Raw genomic sequence first — 16,177 nt, 5'->3', positions numbered from 1 at the left:
GGCCTCGCTGCGCGACGCCGGGTTCCTCAGGATGACGCGGTGGGTGTGGGCAACGACGGTGGGGGGCAGCGTCCGGGCGTCACCGCCCCGGGCTCAGCAAAGATGATGCGGTGGGTCGGCAGCGACCGGCAGCGTGACGTCGCGAGGGCGAGTGGCGGTTCGGCTTACAGGAACTTGACCAGGCTCATTTTGTAGAGGTCGGACGTGGTCTGATACGAGGCCTGCAGCGCGGTCTGCAGCGCCAGGATCTTGGTGGCGACCTCGTCGTTGTTGATGCCCTCGATCGAATCCAGCAGCGTCTGCGAGATCACCTTGCTTTGGGTCTGACGGTCGGTGGTGGCCTTGATCGAGGACTGCGCGCCGGCGAAGTCCGCCTGGATGTCCTGGATGGTCTGGGTTCCCGGGATCACCGCGAGGTTCTGCGCGATGCGCTGGTTGAGCGCGGCGATCTTGCCGTTGGCGTTGACGTCGGTGATGTTGGTGGTCACCGCGGCGAACACCGCGACGTTCTGCAATTGGGTGCGCAGCGCCTGCTCGTTGGCGCGGGCGCCGTAACGCACGGTGATGGCGTCGTCGATCCGCGCCACCGCGGTGCCGCGCGCGGTGTCGGTCTGGCTGGCCGAGACATCGCTCTCGCCGACATACCAGATCACCGTATCGGCCGCGGTGCCGGCGACCTGGGTGGTGGAGGCGGCGAAATTCGGGCCGCCGGCGACCCGCTGCGGCGGATTGTCGAAGAAATCGGTGCCGGCCTGCACCGCCGAGGCCGCCGCCATCGCGCCGTTGGCAAGCTGGGTCATCGACTTGCCGAGTTCGGTGTTGAGGTTGGCCGCCGTGGTGGTGGTGTCGGTGCCGATCAGGAAGGTGTTGGCGTCCATCGGGGTCTTCGCCGTCGCGGTCGCCTTCATCACGATGTCTTCGGAGGTGCCGTCCGGCATCTTGAAGGTGAACTTGATGGTGTCGCCCTCTTTCGGCAGCGTCGCGCCGAGATCGATCGACATCGCCTTCTGCGCCGCGGGCGCCGGCGCTACCGGCACCGCAGGCTGCGTCACCGTGGCGCCGACGATGTTGGTCGAGACGCCGGAGACCTTCATGCCGAACGGCTGCGCCACCGCCGGCGCCGGCGAGGTCAGTTCTTCCTCGGTGACCAGCACGGTGGTGGGCGTCGACGCCGGCGCCGCGCCGATCGCGGTGCCGACCCGGCCGTTGGCGTTGACGCCGAGATCGGCCTGCTTGCGCTCGTCGATCACCTGCTTCAACCCGGCGATGGTGGCGCCGTTGCCGTTGAGGATCTGGTCGGCCGCCGCCACCGGCGGCGCGTCGGTGATGCGGCCGCCGAACAGATAGCGGTCGCCGGACTGCGCGTTGAGCATGTCGACGGAGTCGTAGAAGTCCAGATTGGCGGTCTTCTGCCCGGCGGTCTGCCCGGTGTTGTCGATGGTGCTGCCGGCGCTGACCGCGGCGCCCTTGACGGTGGAGTTGATCGCCACCAGCCGCTGCAGCGACAGATTGGCGACGTTGATGCGGGTGTTCACATTGGTCGCGGTGTCGGCAAAGCTGCTGTAGGCGTTGAGCTGGGCGCGGATGCCGAGCGCCATGCTGCGTCCGGAGCCCTGCCCCGCATAGGTGGTGGAGATCTTGCCGCTGGCCAATTGCTCGGTCAGCGAATCGAGCTGGCTGCGCAGGTTCAGAATGCCCGAGCCGATGTAGGACGTCCGTCCGCTTACGCCATCGATTGCCATGACCTACCTCAAAATGCCTGCATCAGAGTCTGATACATCTGGTTCACCGTCGACATCACCCGCGCATTGGCGGAATAAGCGTTCTGCAGCGACAGCAGATGCGCCATCTCTTCGTCCATGTTGACGCCCGAGACGTCGGAGAATTTCTTCTGCAGGGTGTTGAGCACCACGGTCTGGCCGTCGGAGACCTGCGCCGCGGTCTGCGCGGCGGCGCCCTGCTGCGCGGTGAATTGCTGCATGTAGCTGAGCAGCGTGCCCTTGTACGGCGCGCTGCTCGAGCCGACCCCGGTCTGCGGCGAATAGCTGTAGGTCGACTTGGTGAGCTGCTTGGTGATGAAATCGGCGCGGGTGCTGTCGCCCGACGCGGTCAGCGGCGTGGTGTTGTACACCACGAGGCGCGACGGATCGGCGACCAGGCCGTTGTTGACGCTGAGCCGCTGCGCCAGGCCGGTGATCTGGTTTCCCGAGACGCTGATCGAACCGCTATAGGCGGCGCCGTTGTCGGTGAACAGCGCCACCTCCGGGCTGCCGCTGGTCAGATTGGTCGGCGCCTGCGTGGTGGTCACCGAAGCCGCGGTGACGGTGGAGAAGCCGGCATTGTTCAGCACGTTGATCGAGGTGGCGGAGCCGGTGAAATACAGGTTGGACGGGTTCAGCGCGGCATTGAGCTGCGCGATCACGGTGGCGGGATGCGAGAAATCGATCCCGACCACCAGGTCGTTGGGGTCGTTGGTCGCCGCGTTCGACAGCGGCAGCACCGACGGATCGTCGACCCGCATGATCGAGACGTTGCGCTGGGTGCCGGTGATGGCGTCGGTCACGGTGACGTGCATGACGTTGCCCGACATCATGCCGGAGGTGTCGATGTTGATTCCGGCCTGCGGCGCCGGCGCCGGCGTGATCACGGTGCCGGGGGTGGTCTTGTCCGACAGCGAACTCGACAGCGTGGCGGCGAACTGGTCGAGCTGGTTCTGCGCCTCGACCATGATCTTGTCGCGCACCTCGATATAGGCCGCGATCTCGCCCGACTTGATCGACGAGGTGAGGTTGATCGAGCCGCCGTTGGAATAGCTGACGGTGACCGAACCGAGCGAGCTCTTCGAGGCATCGGCGTTCCAGGTGGTCGCCGGCGTCACCGTGCCCTGGGCGTTGAACGACAGCGTGGCGGCTTCGTTGCCGACCAGCTGCACGCCGGCGCCGGTGAACACCGTGACCTGGTTGGCGCCGTTGGTGGTGACGCGGATGTCCATCAGCTGCGACAGCTGGGTGATGTAGCGGTCGCGCTGGTCGAGCAGCGCCGCGGTCGAGGAATCCGTCGAAGTGCCGCCGAGCGGATTGGTCTGCAGCTTGTTGTTGATGTCGGCGATCTGCTTCATCAACGTATTGGCGTTGGAGACCGCGTCCTTGATGCCGGTTTCGGCGGCGCCGCGCAGCGTCTGGATGCCGTTCGACATCGCGTTGAGCTGGCCGGCGATGGTCTGCGCGGCGTTGATCACGCCGATCCGCGCCGACTGGCTGTCCGGACTGGTGCCGAGCGCCTGCACCGCCGTGGTCAGCGCGTTGAACGCGTCTTCCAGCGTGCCGGAGGAATCCGGATTGCCGTACAGGCCCTGCAATTGCTGCAAGAAGTCCGACTTCAGCGAGGCGTAGCCGGCGCCCGAGGTCTCGGTGCGCAGCTGGGTCTGCACGAATGAGTCGAGCTCGCGGTTGACGCCGTTGATGTTGACGCCGGACCCCATCGAGCCGGTGTTGGTGGTGACCTGATCGACCGATTTGCGGATGTAGCCCGGCGTCTCGGCGTTGGCGACGTTGGACGAGACCAGCGTCATCGCCGCCTGATTAGCGCGAAGCCCGGCCATTGCGATGGAGAGTGCGTCACCGAGACTCATGACTGACTACCGTTCCAAAAATCGACCGCCGTCCCCGCGCCTTAGCGGATCACGTTCAACAGATCCGAGACCATGGTATTGGCCGTGGTGATCACCTTGGTATTGGCCGAATAGGCCTGCTGGGTGACGATCAGCTTGGTGAATTCGTCGGCGATATCCGTGTTGGAGGCTTCCAGCGATGAGCCGGAGATGCTGCCGCCCTTGCCGAACAGCGCCGCGCCGGATTCGTTGGTGACCTCGAACGCGCCGCCGTCGAGACGCTTGAGGAAGTTGGCGCCGTTGAAGGTGGCGACGCTGACTTCGGCGAGATCGATGTTGCGGCCGTTGGAATAGGCGCCGACCACGCGGCCTTCGTTGCTGACCGAGACGCTGGTCAGCTGACCTGCGGCGTAGCCGTCCTGTTGCATCTGGTTGACCTGGACGTTGCCGTTGGTGTCGGCGAACTGGGTCAGGCCGCCGGTGCCGAACGACATCGTGACGTTGCCGAGCGAGACGCCGCTCACGGTCAGATTGGTCAGCGTCAGCGCCCCGATCACCGGGTTCATTTCGCCGTTGCTGCCGAACGAGAAGTTGGTGCCGACATTGACCCAGCTGGTGTTGGCGCCGGTGGCGGCGGGGTTGGTCTGGTAGAACAGGTTCCAGGTATCGTTATGGCCCACACCCAGCGTCGCGGAGTCGGTTTTCGCCCAGCGGAATTGCACCGGCACCGGGGCGCCGTTGCCGTCATAGGCGGTGGTGGCGCCGCCGGAAATCGATTCGTCGAGAAAGGTCTGGTTGTCGCTGCCGACCACTTTGCCGGTACCGACCGAGCCGCCGCCGGTGCGCACCACGGTGACCGGACTGGTGAGGCCCAGCGAAGCGAACCCGGCGCTGGTCGAGACGATCGACAGGTCGGCGGCGGTGCCGGTGTGCAGCACCACGCCGCCGCCGGTGACGGTGGACGGCGTGACGTTGTTGCCGGACAGAGCGTCGATCTTGCCGAGCAGGTTGGTGATCGTGCTGTCCACCGGGATGTGGGTGCCGTCGTCGAGGCCGCCGGAGGCGGTGACGATGATGTCGGTGCCGTTCACCTTGACGGTATCGCCGACCGCGAAGTTGACGTTGGTGGAGTCCGAGGGCGACGCGCCGCTGAGCTTGGTGGCGCCGGTGATCGCGGTGGCGTTCTTGCTGTTGACCTGCAGCCCGGACTTGGTGTTGTCGCCGAACGGCGGCGGCTGGGTGCCGTTGACTTGCGGGTTGACCGAGAAGTCAGCCGGCCGCAGCAATTCCGAGCCCGGCACTGAGGTGTCGTGCTTGCTGGTCAAGGGATAACTCGCGAGGTTGGCCCGGTAGCTGATCTTGGTGGTCTGCTGCGACGGCAGAAAGTCGTTCTGAAATTTCAGGATCGCCGGCGCGCCGCCGGACGGGTTGCCGGTGGTTCTGTCGATCGTCACGCCTTGCAGATAGTAGCCGGCGCCGTTGACCAGATAGCCGTTCTTGTCGAGCGAGAAGTCGCCGCGCCTTGTGTAGTTGTTGACGCCGGTGAACACCGGGTTGTTGTCGCTGAACGAGCCCGGCTTCTGCACCGCGAAGAAGCCGTCGCCGTTGATCGCCATGTAGGTGGAGACCGAGGCCGACTGCACCGAGCCCTGGATGGTGTTGGTGCTGCGGGATTTCGCCGTCACCGAGCCGGCCAGCTGCTGGTCGTTGCCGGTCTGCGGAATGAGGTCGAGGAACGAGGTGTCGATCCGCTTGAACGCGGTGGTCTGCGAGTTGGCGATGTTGCCGGAGATATTCTCTAGCGCGTAAGACTGGGTCCTGAGCCCCGCGACGGAGGTGGTGAGAGCGCCGAAGATACCCATTACATCGTCTCCAACTCGATCCGGGCGGCTGCCGGTTATGCCCACGAAGGAGCCGCATCGAAGCTGCTCCTCGCAAGGCTCGTGCCAACGCATCTTTCCGAGTTGTTTCAGAGTGTTACAAATCTCCCCGGGTCAAAGACCGGGGCGGGAATTGCCGAGCGGGGTAATATTTGCCGGGGAAAGCTGGCGCTCCACGCCCGGCTCGCTGAAACGCGGCCCCGGATTGGCCGCGGCGATCGCGCCGGCTTTGAGCGAAATCACGGCGGCGAAACCCAAACCGTGACATTTGGCAGCGACCGAACGGAGCGAGATGCCGGGATGAGTGAGTTCGAGATCGCCCAACACGTCTGGCAGTGCCTGCATCAGGCGGCTTCTGAAGCGCCGCAGACCGCGCTGCCGATGCTGAAGCGACTGACCCGGCTGGTCGGCGGCGACGGCCGCGCGCACCCGCTGGAACTCGACGAGGCGCGTTCGACGGCTTTCCTGGCGGTGTGCGATTACGCCAAAGCGCTGCATCGCGGCCAGCCCGCCGAGCGGCTCTGGACCGTGGCGGTCGCCGCCACCGAACATTGGCGGGCGCTGTCGAAGCGGACCGGCGCTCCCGCTCAGCTCGCCCCCGCCGTGGCCGGGTGAAACACCAGCGCGAAGCCGTCCATGCAGTAGCGTAAGCCGGTCGGCTTCGGGCCGTCGTCGAACACATGGCCGAGATGGCCGCCGCAGCGCCGGCAATGGATCTCGGTTCGGGTCATGCCCAGCGTCGAATCCTTGCGCTCGCCGACCGCGTTCGGCAGCGGCTGATAGAAGCTGTCGGATTTTTTCGCGATCTGCGATTCGCTTTGCGGCTTCCCGCGGGCGCGATTAGAATAGCCCGATGGAAACCATCGCAAAAACAGCCATTGCAGCGAAGGACCCCGCCAGGCGGCAAGTGCTGGCGAATATTGGCAACCGCTACGTCGTTTTTGGCAACCGTCGCGCGTTGCCCGGCGGTCGCTTACTTGGGCCGGAGGATGTTCACCTACCCTTCTCAGAACGCGTAAGCGACGAGTACGAATTTCCGGCGGCACGTCTCGAAAGAAGCGTCGTTGTCGACGGCGCGGAAGTAAAGCCTGCAGGCGGCCCGGACCACGGATGGGATATCGAAATCGTCTACCCCGACGGATCGATGTCCCTGGTGGAAATCAAGATCCGGACCCGCGATTTCACTTCTCGCGAGTTGGACCAGAATATTGCCCGGTTGGGTGAAATTCAAGCATCCGGCTTGGGAGTTCCGGAAATCTGGAACTTCAATATCGAGCGGCTCAATCTCCACATTGTGACGATTGGCGAAGACGGCCACTTCCAATCCATTGTGCTGCAGCCCCTCAATGTCTGGCAGTTCAACCAGGATGGCAGCACGTTCGATCGATCAGTTGTGGAGAGTCGGGTTGCCGATTGGGGGAAACGCATCGACGATCTTTATGCAAATATCGCAGGATGGTCGGCCGGACTCGACGTCGTCATCGACCAGTCCCGGACGGTCAGGATGTCCGAAGAACTCATGCAAGCCTACGCCGTTCCGGACCGCGAGTTGAGAATTCTCGATCTGAGCAAACATGGAAGGTCGCTCTTGAGTTTCGTCCCGGTGGGCCTTTGGGTATTTGGCTCGAATGGCCGAATTGACATTATTTCAACCCGAGAAACAACGCTCCTGCTGGATCTGGCTCGTCCTCTCGACCCGCCAAACTGGTCAGTTCTGACGAACAAAGCGGAGCGCAGTTTCGAACCATGGAGCCAAGCGGCCTTTCTGAGAATTCTTGATGCGGCCGAGGCTCTGTGAGCAAGCTGAACGAAACCAAGCTGGCGTTTGATCGGGTGAAGGCCCTCCTCGATCAGCAGCTCCTTGAGAAGAAGGGAAATGCCCAGCAGATCAGGGACTGTCAGTCTGCAGTCAATGTTGCCTTTTATCTTCTGGGATGGGCCCAGTTTGAATTTCTCGCCCGCAAGGAAGCCGAAGAACGGATTGAAGCGGATGCCCGCGCCAAGACGGTTGACGGCATAGGTTGGAGGTACGTCCTCGACAATATCAAAGCATTCTCGCTTCGAAGGAAGCTCGAGGTGATCTTTTTCGGCGATCAGGCAACGCTCGGCCAATTGAAGAGGGATTACGACATAAGGAACGAGGCCGCCCACAACTATAAGAAGTTACCCGGCGAGGTCAGTGATGTGTCGGCCTGGCTCGATCATCTCGAAACCTTGGTGGAGAAATTTTGATCCTCGACGTAGCGGATTCCCGCTCAGCTCGCCCCCGCCGTGGCCGGGTGAAACACCAGCGCGAAGCCGTCCATGCAGTAGCGTAAGCCGGTCGGCTTCGGGCCGTCGTCGAACACATGGCCGAGATGGCCGCCGCAGCGCCGGCAATGGATCTCGGTGCGGCTCATGCCCAGCGTGGAATCCTTGCGCTCGCCGACCGCGTTCGGCAGCGGCTGATAGAAGCTCGGCCAGCCGGTGCCGCTTTCGAACTTGGTTTCGGAGGCAAATAGCGGCAGGTCGCAGCCGGCGCAGGCGAAGGTACCCTTGCGGTGTTCCTTCAACAGCGGGCTGGAGCCGGGCCGTTCGGTGCCCTCCTCGCGCAGGATATGGTACTGCATCGGGGTCAGCTGCTGCTTCCACTGCTCCGGGGTTTTCTCGATCTCGAATTTCTCAGCGGCCCGCGCCTCCGACGGCCGCAGCCAGCGGAACCCGAGCAGCGCGGCCAGGCTCGCCACCGAAGCGAGCAGTAAACGCCGGTCCATCATGATGTCTCCGTTGCAATGCGGGCGCCGCGCGGGCGCGGAACTGGGTTGGTCTTGCAGATACGCATCCGGACCGCCGAAGTTACACCCGCCCCGCCGCCGCACACTCACATTGTCGCGAGCCTCTCAATCTATTGCAGCCTGGTGTCCCGGACGCCGAGCAGCGCTCTTGCGCTGCGACGCGAGCCGGGACCGTGACGAGCGACACGGTCCGTAACGGCCCCGGCTCTTCAGAGCACCGCGTCGCAAACGCGGCGGGTGCGCTTTCGGCCGGGGCACGCTCTCATTGCCAAGGCGTATTCTCAGCCCTCGCCCGGGCCGCCGCCGTCCGGCAGCCGCGGTTCCTGGCGCACCTTCAGCGCGGCGCTGCGGGCCATCTGGCGGCGGACCTCGTTGATCAAGTCGCGCGCCCGTGCCCGCTCGCGCCGGCGCGCCAACAGCCCCTGCACCGCGGCGTTGCCGCGCATCGCGCTGCTGATCAATTGCCCGGCGACGCGGCCGATCCGCCCCCCCGCCCACACCAATTCGTAGGGCGAGAACGCCTTCCAGCGCTCGTCGCCGGCGAGCAGGCCCTGCGCGATCAATTGTCCGGCCATCGCCGTGGTGTTGAGGCCCTGGCGGCCGAAGCCGCTCGCCACCCACAGCCCCGGGCGCAATTGCCCGATCTGCGGCATGCCGTGCACGGTCTGGCCGATCGTGCCGCTCCACACCTTCTCGATCGGCACTTGGCCGAGTTGCGGGTAGATGGTGCGGATCCGCCGGGCGATCACGGCTTCGAAACGCTCCGGCTTCACCGCAAAGGTGGTCTCCGGGCTCGACCACAACAGCCGGTCGCCGTCGACGATGCGGTAGTGATCGATGCCGTCGGTGTCGGTCACCGACCCGGCAAAGCTGATCGCCTGCGCCAGTTTCTCGCCGAGCGGCGCGGTCAGGGCGGCATAGCGCCACACCGGCAACAGCGTATCCGACAGAAGCTGCAGCGGCGCGCCGAGATGGACGTTGCCGGCCAGCACGATATGCGCGGCGCGCAGCCGGGCCTGCGGGGTGAAGATGCGCTTGCGGATGCCGGCCGGATCGATGCTGATCGCCGGGGTGTCTTCGTAGATCCGGGCGCCGGCCGCGACCGCGAGGTCGGCGAGGCCATGCAGATAGCGGCGGCCGTCGAGCTGGAACGCGGTCGGATAATGCACCGCATGGAAATAGCGCTCGGTCCGCAGCACCTGGCGCACCCGGTCGACCTGCCAGCCTTCGACCTCGGTGCCGAAATCCTCGCCGAGCATCTGCAGCCGGCTGATCAGCTTGTCGCCGATCTCGACATTGGACACCTCGAGCGCGCCCGCGGTCGGCGTCAGGCCGGGGATCAATTCCGCGGTGGCGCGGACATAGTCGGCGCCGTCCTTCGCCAGCGTCCACAGCTCGCGGGTCGGCTCGAAGCCGATCCGCTCGATCAGCTGGCCGATCGGCTGGCCGAACCCCGGCATCACCGTGCCGAGTTGATGGCCGGAGGCGTTCCAGCCGGTGTACCGGCCCTCCAGCACCGCGACGCTGAGCCCGCCCCGCGCCGCCTCGCGCGCCACCGTCAGCCCGGCGAGGCCGGCGCCGATCACGCAGACGTCGACGTCGAGATCGAAGCCGAGCCGCGGCCGCGGTTGCACGGCCAAGGCCGGCGGGGCCAAGGCGGCCGGCGCATCGATCGTGCCGGGAACGGTCGCGGTCTCGCTGGTCATCCGATTTACTTACCGGACCGGTCGGCGGCTTGTCACCTTGTCCTGTGCCCGCTTCTCGATTAATCCGCAGGTCCGAACTGATCCTTCCCGTCTTTGCCGATCCGAGAACGCGCCATGCGCCGATTGATCCTGCTGCGTCACGCCAAGACCGAGTCCGACGCGCCAAGCGGCAAGGACCACGACCGCCGGCTCGACGACCGCGGCCGCGAGGACGCCGCCGCGATCGGCGGCTGGCTGATCGGCCAGCAGCTGCGGCCCGAACTGGTGCTGGTGTCGAGCGCGGTGCGGGCGCAGCAGACCTGGGCGATCGTCGGCGACCAGATCCCGGCCGACGCGCCGCAGCCCAACGTGGCGCATCTCGCCGAGCTCTATTCCGCGACCCCGGCGACGATGCTCGGCATCCTCCGCGAGGTGCCCGGCCATCCGCAGCTGATCCTGCTGATCGGGCATAATCCAGGGCTGCACGAACTGGCGCTGGGCTTGAGCTGCAGCAAAGGCGGCACCGAGCACAAGCCGCTGCCCGGCAACATGCCGACCGCGGCGGTCGCGGTGATCGATTTTGCCATCAAGCACTGGGGCGACGCCAGCTTCGGCGGCGGCCGGCTGACGCAGTACATGACCCCGAAGCTGTTGAAGGCCCCGCACGGCCATTGAGGTGCCGACGCTTGCGGCATCGTGTCCCGGGCGAGGAGGCAGCGCCCTTGGCGCTGCTCCGCAGACCCGGGACCGCTGCAAAGACGGCCTCCGTAACGGCCCGGATCTGCAGCGCACCACGCCGCTCAAGCGGCGCGCTGCACTGCGTCCGGGGCACGCCGTTGAGCGCCTGATTTCAAGCGCGCGGTTGTCTCGCACGATCAAGGAATTCCGGAACCAGTTGTGATAGACCCAGCTTGCTGGATCGCGCCCGGTTGCGGCGATCCACGGCCATGGAGGCGGAGATGTTCAAATCCATTCTGGTGCCGATCGACCTGTCCGACACCGACCTGACCAAACCTGCGCTGGACACCGCGGCGACGCTGGCCAAGACCTACGACGCCAGCGTGCGGCTGTTGAACGTGCTGCAGATGACCCCGGTGATGCTGGCCGAATACGTCCCGGCGGATTTCGACGGCCAGCAGCGGCAAACCTCCGAACAGGCGCTCGCCATCATCGCCCAGGAATCCGGCATCGCGCCGGGCAAGATTTCCACCGCGGTGCGGCAGGGCGGCGTCTATCACGAGGTGCTGGAAGAGGCCACCGCGGTCGGCGCCGACCTGATCGTGATGACCTCGCACCGCCCGGCGATGCGCACCTACTTCTTGGGCTCCAACGCCGGCCACGTGGTGCGCTACGCCACCTGCTCGGTGCTGGTGGTGCGGCACTGAGAGCTAAGCACTGAGAGATCGTGGCCTGGTGGCGCGCGGCCTTCGCCCTGAAAGGCACCGCGTTTCAACGAGTCGTCCCTGCGCACGCAGGGACCCATACGGCGCGGAGTCTCGGTTGAGCGTTAGCGACGAGGAGTTCTTCATCTCGAACGCCAGGGGTGATGGGTCCCTGCGTGCGCAGGGACGACCCGCTGAGGGGCGCTGCTCGATCACCACCACCCTCTCCGCGTCATGGCGGGCTTGTCCCGGCCATCCACACCCACGAGCAACGCCGTAGCTGTTTCCGTGGACGGCCGCGACGAGCGCGGCCACGATGTGTTGGGCTCAACACGTCATCGCATTGAACTCACCCGGAGCAACGGCAATTACGAGCTCCTTCGGCAACTGATCGAACGTGGCGTTGCGCGGCTTCTTCAGGCTAACCGTTCTGCGGTCTTGGCTTCATCCAGGATCCAGTTCGCGAACGCCTGTAACGGCGTTTCACTCAGCCTGATCGGCTCGGGCAGAACCAGGCAGAATGTCTTGGCGATGCTGCGGCCTTCCGGCCAGGGCGCGACCAGCCGTCCCTGTTCAAGTTCGGCCTCGACGTAGAGCCGCGGCACCAGCGCGACGCCCAGCGCGGCCAGCGCCGCCTCGATCAGCATGGAATGCAGATCGTAACGCGCGCCGACCGCCGGATGCCTGAGCCTGATGCCGGTCTCCTGCGCATAGAGCTGCCAGGCGTCCGGATTCTGCCGCCGGTGCAGGCGCGGCAAACGATCCAGCGCGCCCTCCGCCTCGCCATCCGCCAGCAATGCCGGGTGGCAGACCGGGATCAAGACCTCCTGCAATAACCGATGGGTGTGCAAGCCCGCCCATGCCGGATGTTCGAAATGGATCGCGGCGTCGAAACCGCTGCCGGCGAGAATGAACGGCTCCATGCGTTGGGCGAGATGCACCGTGATCCTCGGGTGCTTGTCCTGAAATCGCTTCAGCCGCGGAATCAGCCAGCGCGTCGCGAAGGTCGGGATCGCGGCGATGTCGATGCTGCCGCCATCGATCGGCTGCGCCATCAGATCCTGACTGTCGCGCTCAAGGCGATCGAGGACTTCGCGGACCTGAGCGGCATATCGCGTGGCATTCGGCGCCAGCCGAACCCGGTTGCCGACGCGATTAAACAGAGCGACCCCGACGAACGATTCCAGCCTCGCAATCTGCCGGCTGACGGCGCCTTCGGTCAGCGCCAATTCGTCGGCGGCGCGGGCAAAACTGCCGTGCCGGGCCGCCGCCTCAAACGCCATCAGCGCGGAATTGCTGGGAATTTTGCGTCGCAAAGGGCTCTCGCTGAACCGGCCTCAGCTTGATAAGAAGTCACTGAAGCATGACTCGATCTCGTTATATTTCCGATATTTATCGAATTACCATTACCCAATGTCAATATGAGAGCGGCGAGGCGCCGCCCCATCGCAAAGGGTCATGCCATGATCTACTCCGTTGAATGCAGCTACGCCGATGCCGGCAGCGAAACCGAATGGAGTAATTTCTACAGCCTTGAAAAGCTGCCCGCGTTGATCTCGGTAAGCGGCTTTCACACCTCGCAGCGTTTCATGGCGTTGCGCCGCGGTTATCCGGTCTATCTGGCGCTCCACAGCATCGACGGGCTCGATGTGCTGACCGGAGAAGAGTATCGCCAAAAAGGCGGCGGCAATTTCGCGCGATGGCAGCAGCACATCACCGACTGGCACCGGAACCTCTATGACGGTCTCGACCGGGCTCCGGCCGTGGGCCCCGACGAACTGCTGTTGCTTTGCCCGAACGGTCCGGAGTCTCTGATCAAGCTGGAGCTCTCGCCGGCCGCCATGCACGCCGTGGCTCTGGAGAAGACGCCGGACCGCCGCTGGCTCGCCAAGCTGGATCGGCGAGGCGCCGGGCTTGCCGAGCAGCTGTCCGACGATATCCAGCTCTACGCGCCGATGACCGAGCAGCTGACCAGCGCCCGCTCCGCCGCGGTCGCGCAGTAACGGACTCTGCGATGCCCAATGTCACGATTTTTGTCGCCGACGACAAGATGCCGTCGGACGAGGCGCTGGCTGCGCTCACCGCGCAATGCACCGAACTCTGTACGGAGCTGCTGCAGGCTGCGATCGGCAACGTCCATGTCATCTATGTCGGCACGCGGCACGGTCGGGGGCATCCGGTGTTTGCGGAGGTCCAGTATCGCCTCGCACCGTTCCGCACGCCGCCGGTGATGCAGCAGTTCATGGCAGCACTGGACAACGCGATCCGGCACGCAACCGGCCTCACGGCGCGGATCCGCTGTTTCGGCTATGCCGCCGCAAGCCTTCACGCCCGCAATTGAACTTTGATCCGGAGAAGAATGTGCGCACCCTCAGCTTTCCCAGTCGCCGGGTCGGCGAATACACCATCACCGCCATCAGCGACGGCAGCCTGGCCGCCAGCCTCGACTTACTCTCGGATATCGATCCGGCCGAGGCCGGCCGGATCCAACGCGACGCCGGGGTGGCACAGCCGTCCGCCATCGATATCAACTGTTACCTGGTGCGCGGAGCCGGCCGCACCGTGCTGATCGACGCCGGTGCCGGCGCGCTCAGACCTGGCGGCGGTCGGCTCGCGGCCAACTTGCGGCTGGCCGGAATCGCGCCCTCCGACATCGACACCATCCTGCTGACCCACGCCCATCCCGATCATGTCGGAGGCCTGCTCGACGGATCGGGAGAGATTGCCTTTCCGAACGCGGAACTGGTCGCCAACCGCCGCGAAGTCGACTTTTGGCAGGACGACGGAAATCTCAGCCGCGCCAGCGAGCGAGGGCGCGGCAATTTCCAGATCGCCCGTCAGGTCTTCGACGGCTATGGCGCAAGGCTGCGCAGGTTCGCTCACGGCGAACCGGTGCCCGGTATCAGTGCGATGCCGCTCCCTGGACACACCGATGGACATACCGGGTACCGCGTCCACTCCGGTGATCAGAGCCTGCTGGTCTGGGGCGATATCGTTCATTTCCCCCACATCCAGATCGCACGCCCGGAGGTCTCGATCGCATTCGACCAAGACCGCTCGGTCGCGGCGGCGACACGATCGCAGATTCTGGACCTGGTCGTTTCGGAGAAGCTTCTGGTCGCCGGGATGCATCTGGGCGAATTCGGCTTTGCGCACGTCATTCAGAACAACGGCAGCTACGCTCTTCTTCAAGACGCATAGCACGAGGCGTTTGCCGGGCGTGCCACCTCAGCAAGCCTCGAAACCACCGCCCTCCCGTCATGGCCGGGCTCGTCCCGGCCACCCCACGGCAACCGGCAGCGCCTCGCGTGTGGGCGTGGACGGCCGCGACGAGCGCGGCCATGACGGGGCTGGCTTAACGGTCCTGTCGTCGGACTCACCTGGAGCAACGGCAATTACGGCACCAGCTCCTTCGGCAACTGATCGAACGTGTAGTTGCGCGGTGTGTTGCGGCGGATGAAGCCGCCGATCTGCCAGCCGAACAGCGCGGCGAAGCCGGCGATGAAGATGATGCCGGCGATTTCCCCGGTCGCCACCGCGCGGGCCAGCAGCCCGGCCATCGCCACGCCGAGCACCGCCAGCACCACCAGGCCGATATTATAGACCAGCGGCTTCAGCCCGCCGATCAGCGCGGCGCGGCTGCCCGCCTCTTGCATCCGCCGATGCAACGCCGTGATGAAGGCGCGGTAATCGGCATCCTGCGGCGCCATCAAGGCGACCGTCTGCCAGGAGGTCGACAGGATGCTGATCCGCTCGCCGCTGTCGTAGCTGATGTCGGCGCGAAACCGTCGCGACTGCATCGACACCGGCCGGTAGCTCAGCCGCACGCTGGCGATCTTGTCGTAGCGCCACAGCCCGGACTTGGCGCCGACCTTCCAGGCCAAGCCGTCGTCAGTGAGTTCGAAACTCCGCCCGCCGCCGATCAGCGAGGCGCGATAGGCGTAGCGGCGGCCGGGTTCGATCACTTCGGGCGTGGCGTTGGCCGGTTCGGTCACGGGGTTTCCTTCGATCAAATAGCAGACCATCACTGTGCCCCGGACGAGAGCGCACTACGTCGCTTGCGACGTGGCGCGCCGAGAGCCGGGGCCGTTACGGACCACGGCCTTCGTCGTAACGGTCCCGGGTTCGTAGCGGTCCCCGGTCTGCGCAGCCGCGCAAAGCGCGGCGCCTTGCCCGGGACACAGGCCGGCGCCGGTTTGCCTGCACTGCGGCTTTGTCCTACAAGCTCAACCATCCGACAAGCCCGCATCTTGCCGCGAGGCACCGGCTGCGCGAGACCCAAGTCCTAGAGTTCAAGTCCGAGAGTTCAGGTCCGAGAGTTCAAGTTCGAGACGCCATGGCTGAGAAGACCGCTTACTTTCCGCGCCGGCTGATCTTCGCCGCGGCGCTGATTTCCGGCGTGCTGCTGGCGCTGGCGCTGCACATGATCGGGCAACGCTTCGGGCTCGACCTCGCCGGGCTGTGGCGCTCCGATCAGGGCGACGTGATGCCGGCCGGCGCCGCGCTGGCGTGGTGGCTGATCGCCACCGCCGGGTTTGCCGGCGGGTACTACACCGCGGTGCTGATGCACAGCGCGGTGGCCGGCGTCATTCCACCGCGGATGCGCCAGTTCCTGATCGCGGTCGGCGTGCTGGTGCTGGCGGCCGCCGGACAGGCCGCCTCGGCGCCCAATGCGATCCCAACCATCAACGGCGTGCTCGCCGGCCTCGGCGCCTTGGGGCTCGGCGTCGTGATGGCGTTCTGCGGCGTGCACTTCGCGTTGAACAAGGCGTGACGCGGATGACCGCCGGGGCCCGCAGCAAAACGCCGCGCCGGGATGGCCCCGACGCGGCGTGAACTCTGCTGC

General features: G+C 65.5%; 17 protein-coding genes and 1 pseudogene. 9 read left to right on the top strand and 9 right to left on the bottom strand.

What is annotated here, in order from left to right; genetic code table 11:
- Positions 1-164 precede the first annotated feature (164 nt).
- The 4 genes from RPC_RS07470 to RPC_RS26025 all read right to left on the bottom strand — a co-directional run bounded on the left by RPC_RS07470 (position 165) and on the right by RPC_RS26025 (position 5,814).
- Entirely contained in the window at positions 165-1,742 is a 1,578-nt protein-coding gene (locus RPC_RS07470) for a hypothetical protein (protein ID WP_011471954.1), read from the bottom strand.
- Positions 1,743-1,750: 8 nt separating this feature from the next.
- Complete coding sequence (flgK, locus tag RPC_RS07465; RefSeq protein WP_011471953.1) at positions 1,751-3,631, bottom strand: flagellar hook-associated protein FlgK; 1,881 nt, start codon at positions 3,629-3,631, stop codon at positions 1,751-1,753.
- Between the two features lie 41 nt (positions 3,632-3,672).
- Complete coding sequence (locus RPC_RS07460) at positions 3,673-5,472, bottom strand: flagellar hook-basal body complex protein (RefSeq protein ID WP_011471952.1); 1,800 nt, start codon at positions 5,470-5,472, stop codon at positions 3,673-3,675.
- Positions 5,473-5,604: 132 nt separating this feature from the next.
- Positions 5,605-5,814 carry a hypothetical protein gene (locus RPC_RS26025; RefSeq protein WP_157043151.1) on the bottom strand — a complete coding sequence of 70 codons (210 nt, stop codon included), beginning with the start codon at positions 5,812-5,814 and terminating at the stop codon, positions 5,605-5,607.
- On the opposite strand from RPC_RS26025, the gene RPC_RS07455 reads away from it, so the two are divergent.
- Positions 5,791-6,105: a hypothetical protein gene (locus tag RPC_RS07455; protein WP_011471951.1), complete on the top strand. Its 315-nt coding sequence runs from the start codon at positions 5,791-5,793 to the stop codon at positions 6,103-6,105. The two genes, RPC_RS26025 and RPC_RS07455, sit on opposite strands and share 24 nt — an antisense overlap.
- Here RPC_RS07455 and RPC_RS07450 read toward each other — a convergent pair.
- A pseudogene (locus RPC_RS07450) lies at positions 6,078-6,278 on the bottom strand (peptide-methionine (R)-S-oxide reductase); the annotation flags it as partial. The gene RPC_RS07455 and the pseudogene RPC_RS07450 sit on opposite strands and share 28 nt — an antisense overlap.
- A gap of 65 nt (positions 6,279-6,343) precedes the next feature.
- Here RPC_RS07450 and RPC_RS07445 point away from each other — a divergent pair.
- Both RPC_RS07445 and RPC_RS07440 read left to right on the top strand, forming a co-directional pair.
- Entirely contained in the window at positions 6,344-7,288 is a 945-nt protein-coding gene (locus RPC_RS07445; protein ID WP_157043150.1) for a hypothetical protein, read from the top strand.
- Positions 7,285-7,722 carry a hypothetical protein gene (locus RPC_RS07440; protein ID WP_011471948.1) on the top strand — a complete coding sequence of 146 codons (438 nt, stop codon included), beginning with the start codon at positions 7,285-7,287 and terminating at the stop codon, positions 7,720-7,722. The genes RPC_RS07445 and RPC_RS07440 overlap by 4 nt, the downstream gene beginning before the upstream one ends.
- Before the next feature lie 23 nt (positions 7,723-7,745).
- Here the strand turns inward: RPC_RS07440 and msrB are convergent, their stop codons facing one another.
- Together msrB and RPC_RS07430 are read right to left on the bottom strand one after the other, a co-directional pair.
- Complete coding sequence (msrB, locus tag RPC_RS07435; protein WP_011471947.1) at positions 7,746-8,246, bottom strand: peptide-methionine (R)-S-oxide reductase MsrB; 501 nt, start codon at positions 8,244-8,246, stop codon at positions 7,746-7,748.
- Positions 8,247-8,545: 299 nt separating this feature from the next.
- A complete protein-coding gene (locus tag RPC_RS07430; RefSeq protein WP_011471946.1) occupies positions 8,546-9,970 on the bottom strand; it encodes an NAD(P)/FAD-dependent oxidoreductase in 1,425 nt (474 codons plus the stop codon).
- A gap of 114 nt (positions 9,971-10,084) precedes the next feature.
- Here RPC_RS07430 and RPC_RS07425 point away from each other — a divergent pair, with 114 nt between their 5' ends.
- Positions 10,085-10,624, top strand: a complete 540-nt coding sequence (locus RPC_RS07425) for a SixA phosphatase family protein (RefSeq protein WP_011471945.1) — start codon at positions 10,085-10,087, stop codon at positions 10,622-10,624.
- Positions 10,625-10,908: 284 nt separating this feature from the next.
- The gene (locus RPC_RS07420) at positions 10,909-11,334 is read left to right on the top strand and encodes a universal stress protein (protein ID WP_011471944.1); all 426 of its coding nucleotides are present in this window, start codon (positions 10,909-10,911) and stop codon (positions 11,332-11,334) included.
- 413 nt (positions 11,335-11,747) lie between these two features.
- Here RPC_RS07420 and RPC_RS07415 read toward each other — a convergent pair whose 3' ends face one another.
- Positions 11,748-12,647 carry a LysR substrate-binding domain-containing protein gene (locus RPC_RS07415; protein WP_011471943.1) on the bottom strand — a complete coding sequence of 300 codons (900 nt, stop codon included), beginning with the start codon at positions 12,645-12,647 and terminating at the stop codon, positions 11,748-11,750.
- A 105-nt stretch (positions 12,648-12,752) separates the two neighbouring features.
- Between RPC_RS07415 and RPC_RS07410 the strand changes: the two genes are divergently transcribed.
- From RPC_RS07410 to RPC_RS07400, 3 genes are read left to right on the top strand one after another with little or no spacing between them, the layout of a single operon-like run.
- The gene (locus RPC_RS07410) at positions 12,753-13,334 is read left to right on the top strand and encodes a sugar ABC transporter (protein WP_415914809.1); all 582 of its coding nucleotides are present in this window, start codon (positions 12,753-12,755) and stop codon (positions 13,332-13,334) included.
- Positions 13,335-13,345: 11 nt separating this feature from the next.
- Entirely contained in the window at positions 13,346-13,672 is a 327-nt protein-coding gene (locus RPC_RS07405) for a hypothetical protein (RefSeq protein WP_011471941.1), read from the top strand.
- A gap of 20 nt (positions 13,673-13,692) precedes the next feature.
- On the top strand, positions 13,693-14,532 hold the full coding sequence (locus tag RPC_RS07400) for an MBL fold metallo-hydrolase (protein ID WP_041802559.1): 840 nt from the start codon (positions 13,693-13,695) through the stop codon (positions 14,530-14,532).
- 194 nt (positions 14,533-14,726) lie between these two features.
- Here RPC_RS07400 and RPC_RS07395 read toward each other — a convergent pair whose 3' ends face one another.
- Positions 14,727-15,356, bottom strand: coding sequence for a hypothetical protein (locus tag RPC_RS07395; RefSeq protein ID WP_011471939.1), 630 nt, complete (start codon positions 15,354-15,356; stop codon positions 14,727-14,729).
- 311 nt (positions 15,357-15,667) lie between these two features.
- Here RPC_RS07395 and RPC_RS07390 point away from each other — a divergent pair, with 311 nt between their 5' ends.
- Positions 15,668-16,105 (top strand): hypothetical protein, encoded by a 438-nt coding sequence (locus RPC_RS07390; RefSeq protein WP_011471938.1) that lies wholly within the window; start codon positions 15,668-15,670, stop codon positions 16,103-16,105.
- Positions 16,106-16,177 lie beyond the last annotated feature (72 nt).

The organism is Rhodopseudomonas palustris BisB18, assembly GCF_000013745.1.
Taxonomy (GTDB): Bacteria; Pseudomonadota; Alphaproteobacteria; order Rhizobiales; family Xanthobacteraceae; genus Rhodopseudomonas_A; species Rhodopseudomonas_A palustris_F.
Note: the sequence above shows the minus strand (reverse complement) of the source record. Positions and strands in the feature narration are given on the sequence as shown.

Coding starts and splice junctions, on each gene's coding strand:
- RPC_RS07470 (WP_011471954.1), bottom strand. CDS start 1,742: ATGGCAATCGATGGCGTAAGCGGACGGACGTCCTACATCGGCTCGGGC.
- flgK (WP_011471953.1), bottom strand. CDS start 3,631: ATGAGTCTCGGTGACGCACTCTCCATCGCAATGGCCGGGCTTCGCGCT.
- RPC_RS07460 (WP_011471952.1), bottom strand. CDS start 5,472: ATGGGTATCTTCGGCGCTCTCACCACCTCCGTCGCGGGGCTCAGGACC.
- RPC_RS07455 (WP_011471951.1), top strand. CDS start 5,791: ATGAGTGAGTTCGAGATCGCCCAACACGTCTGGCAGTGCCTGCATCAG.
- RPC_RS07445 (WP_157043150.1), top strand. CDS start 6,344: ATGGAAACCATCGCAAAAACAGCCATTGCAGCGAAGGACCCCGCCAGG.
- msrB (WP_011471947.1), bottom strand. CDS start 8,246: ATGATGGACCGGCGTTTACTGCTCGCTTCGGTGGCGAGCCTGGCCGCG.
- RPC_RS07430 (WP_011471946.1), bottom strand. CDS start 9,970: ATGACCAGCGAGACCGCGACCGTTCCCGGCACGATCGATGCGCCGGCC.
- RPC_RS07425 (WP_011471945.1), top strand. CDS start 10,085: ATGCGCCGATTGATCCTGCTGCGTCACGCCAAGACCGAGTCCGACGCG.
- RPC_RS07420 (WP_011471944.1), top strand. CDS start 10,909: ATGTTCAAATCCATTCTGGTGCCGATCGACCTGTCCGACACCGACCTG.
- RPC_RS07410 (WP_415914809.1), top strand. CDS start 12,753: ATGAGAGCGGCGAGGCGCCGCCCCATCGCAAAGGGTCATGCCATGATC.
- RPC_RS07405 (WP_011471941.1), top strand. CDS start 13,346: ATGCCCAATGTCACGATTTTTGTCGCCGACGACAAGATGCCGTCGGAC.
- RPC_RS07395 (WP_011471939.1), bottom strand. CDS start 15,356: ATGGTCTGCTATTTGATCGAAGGAAACCCCGTGACCGAACCGGCCAAC.
- RPC_RS07390 (WP_011471938.1), top strand. CDS start 15,668: ATGGCTGAGAAGACCGCTTACTTTCCGCGCCGGCTGATCTTCGCCGCG.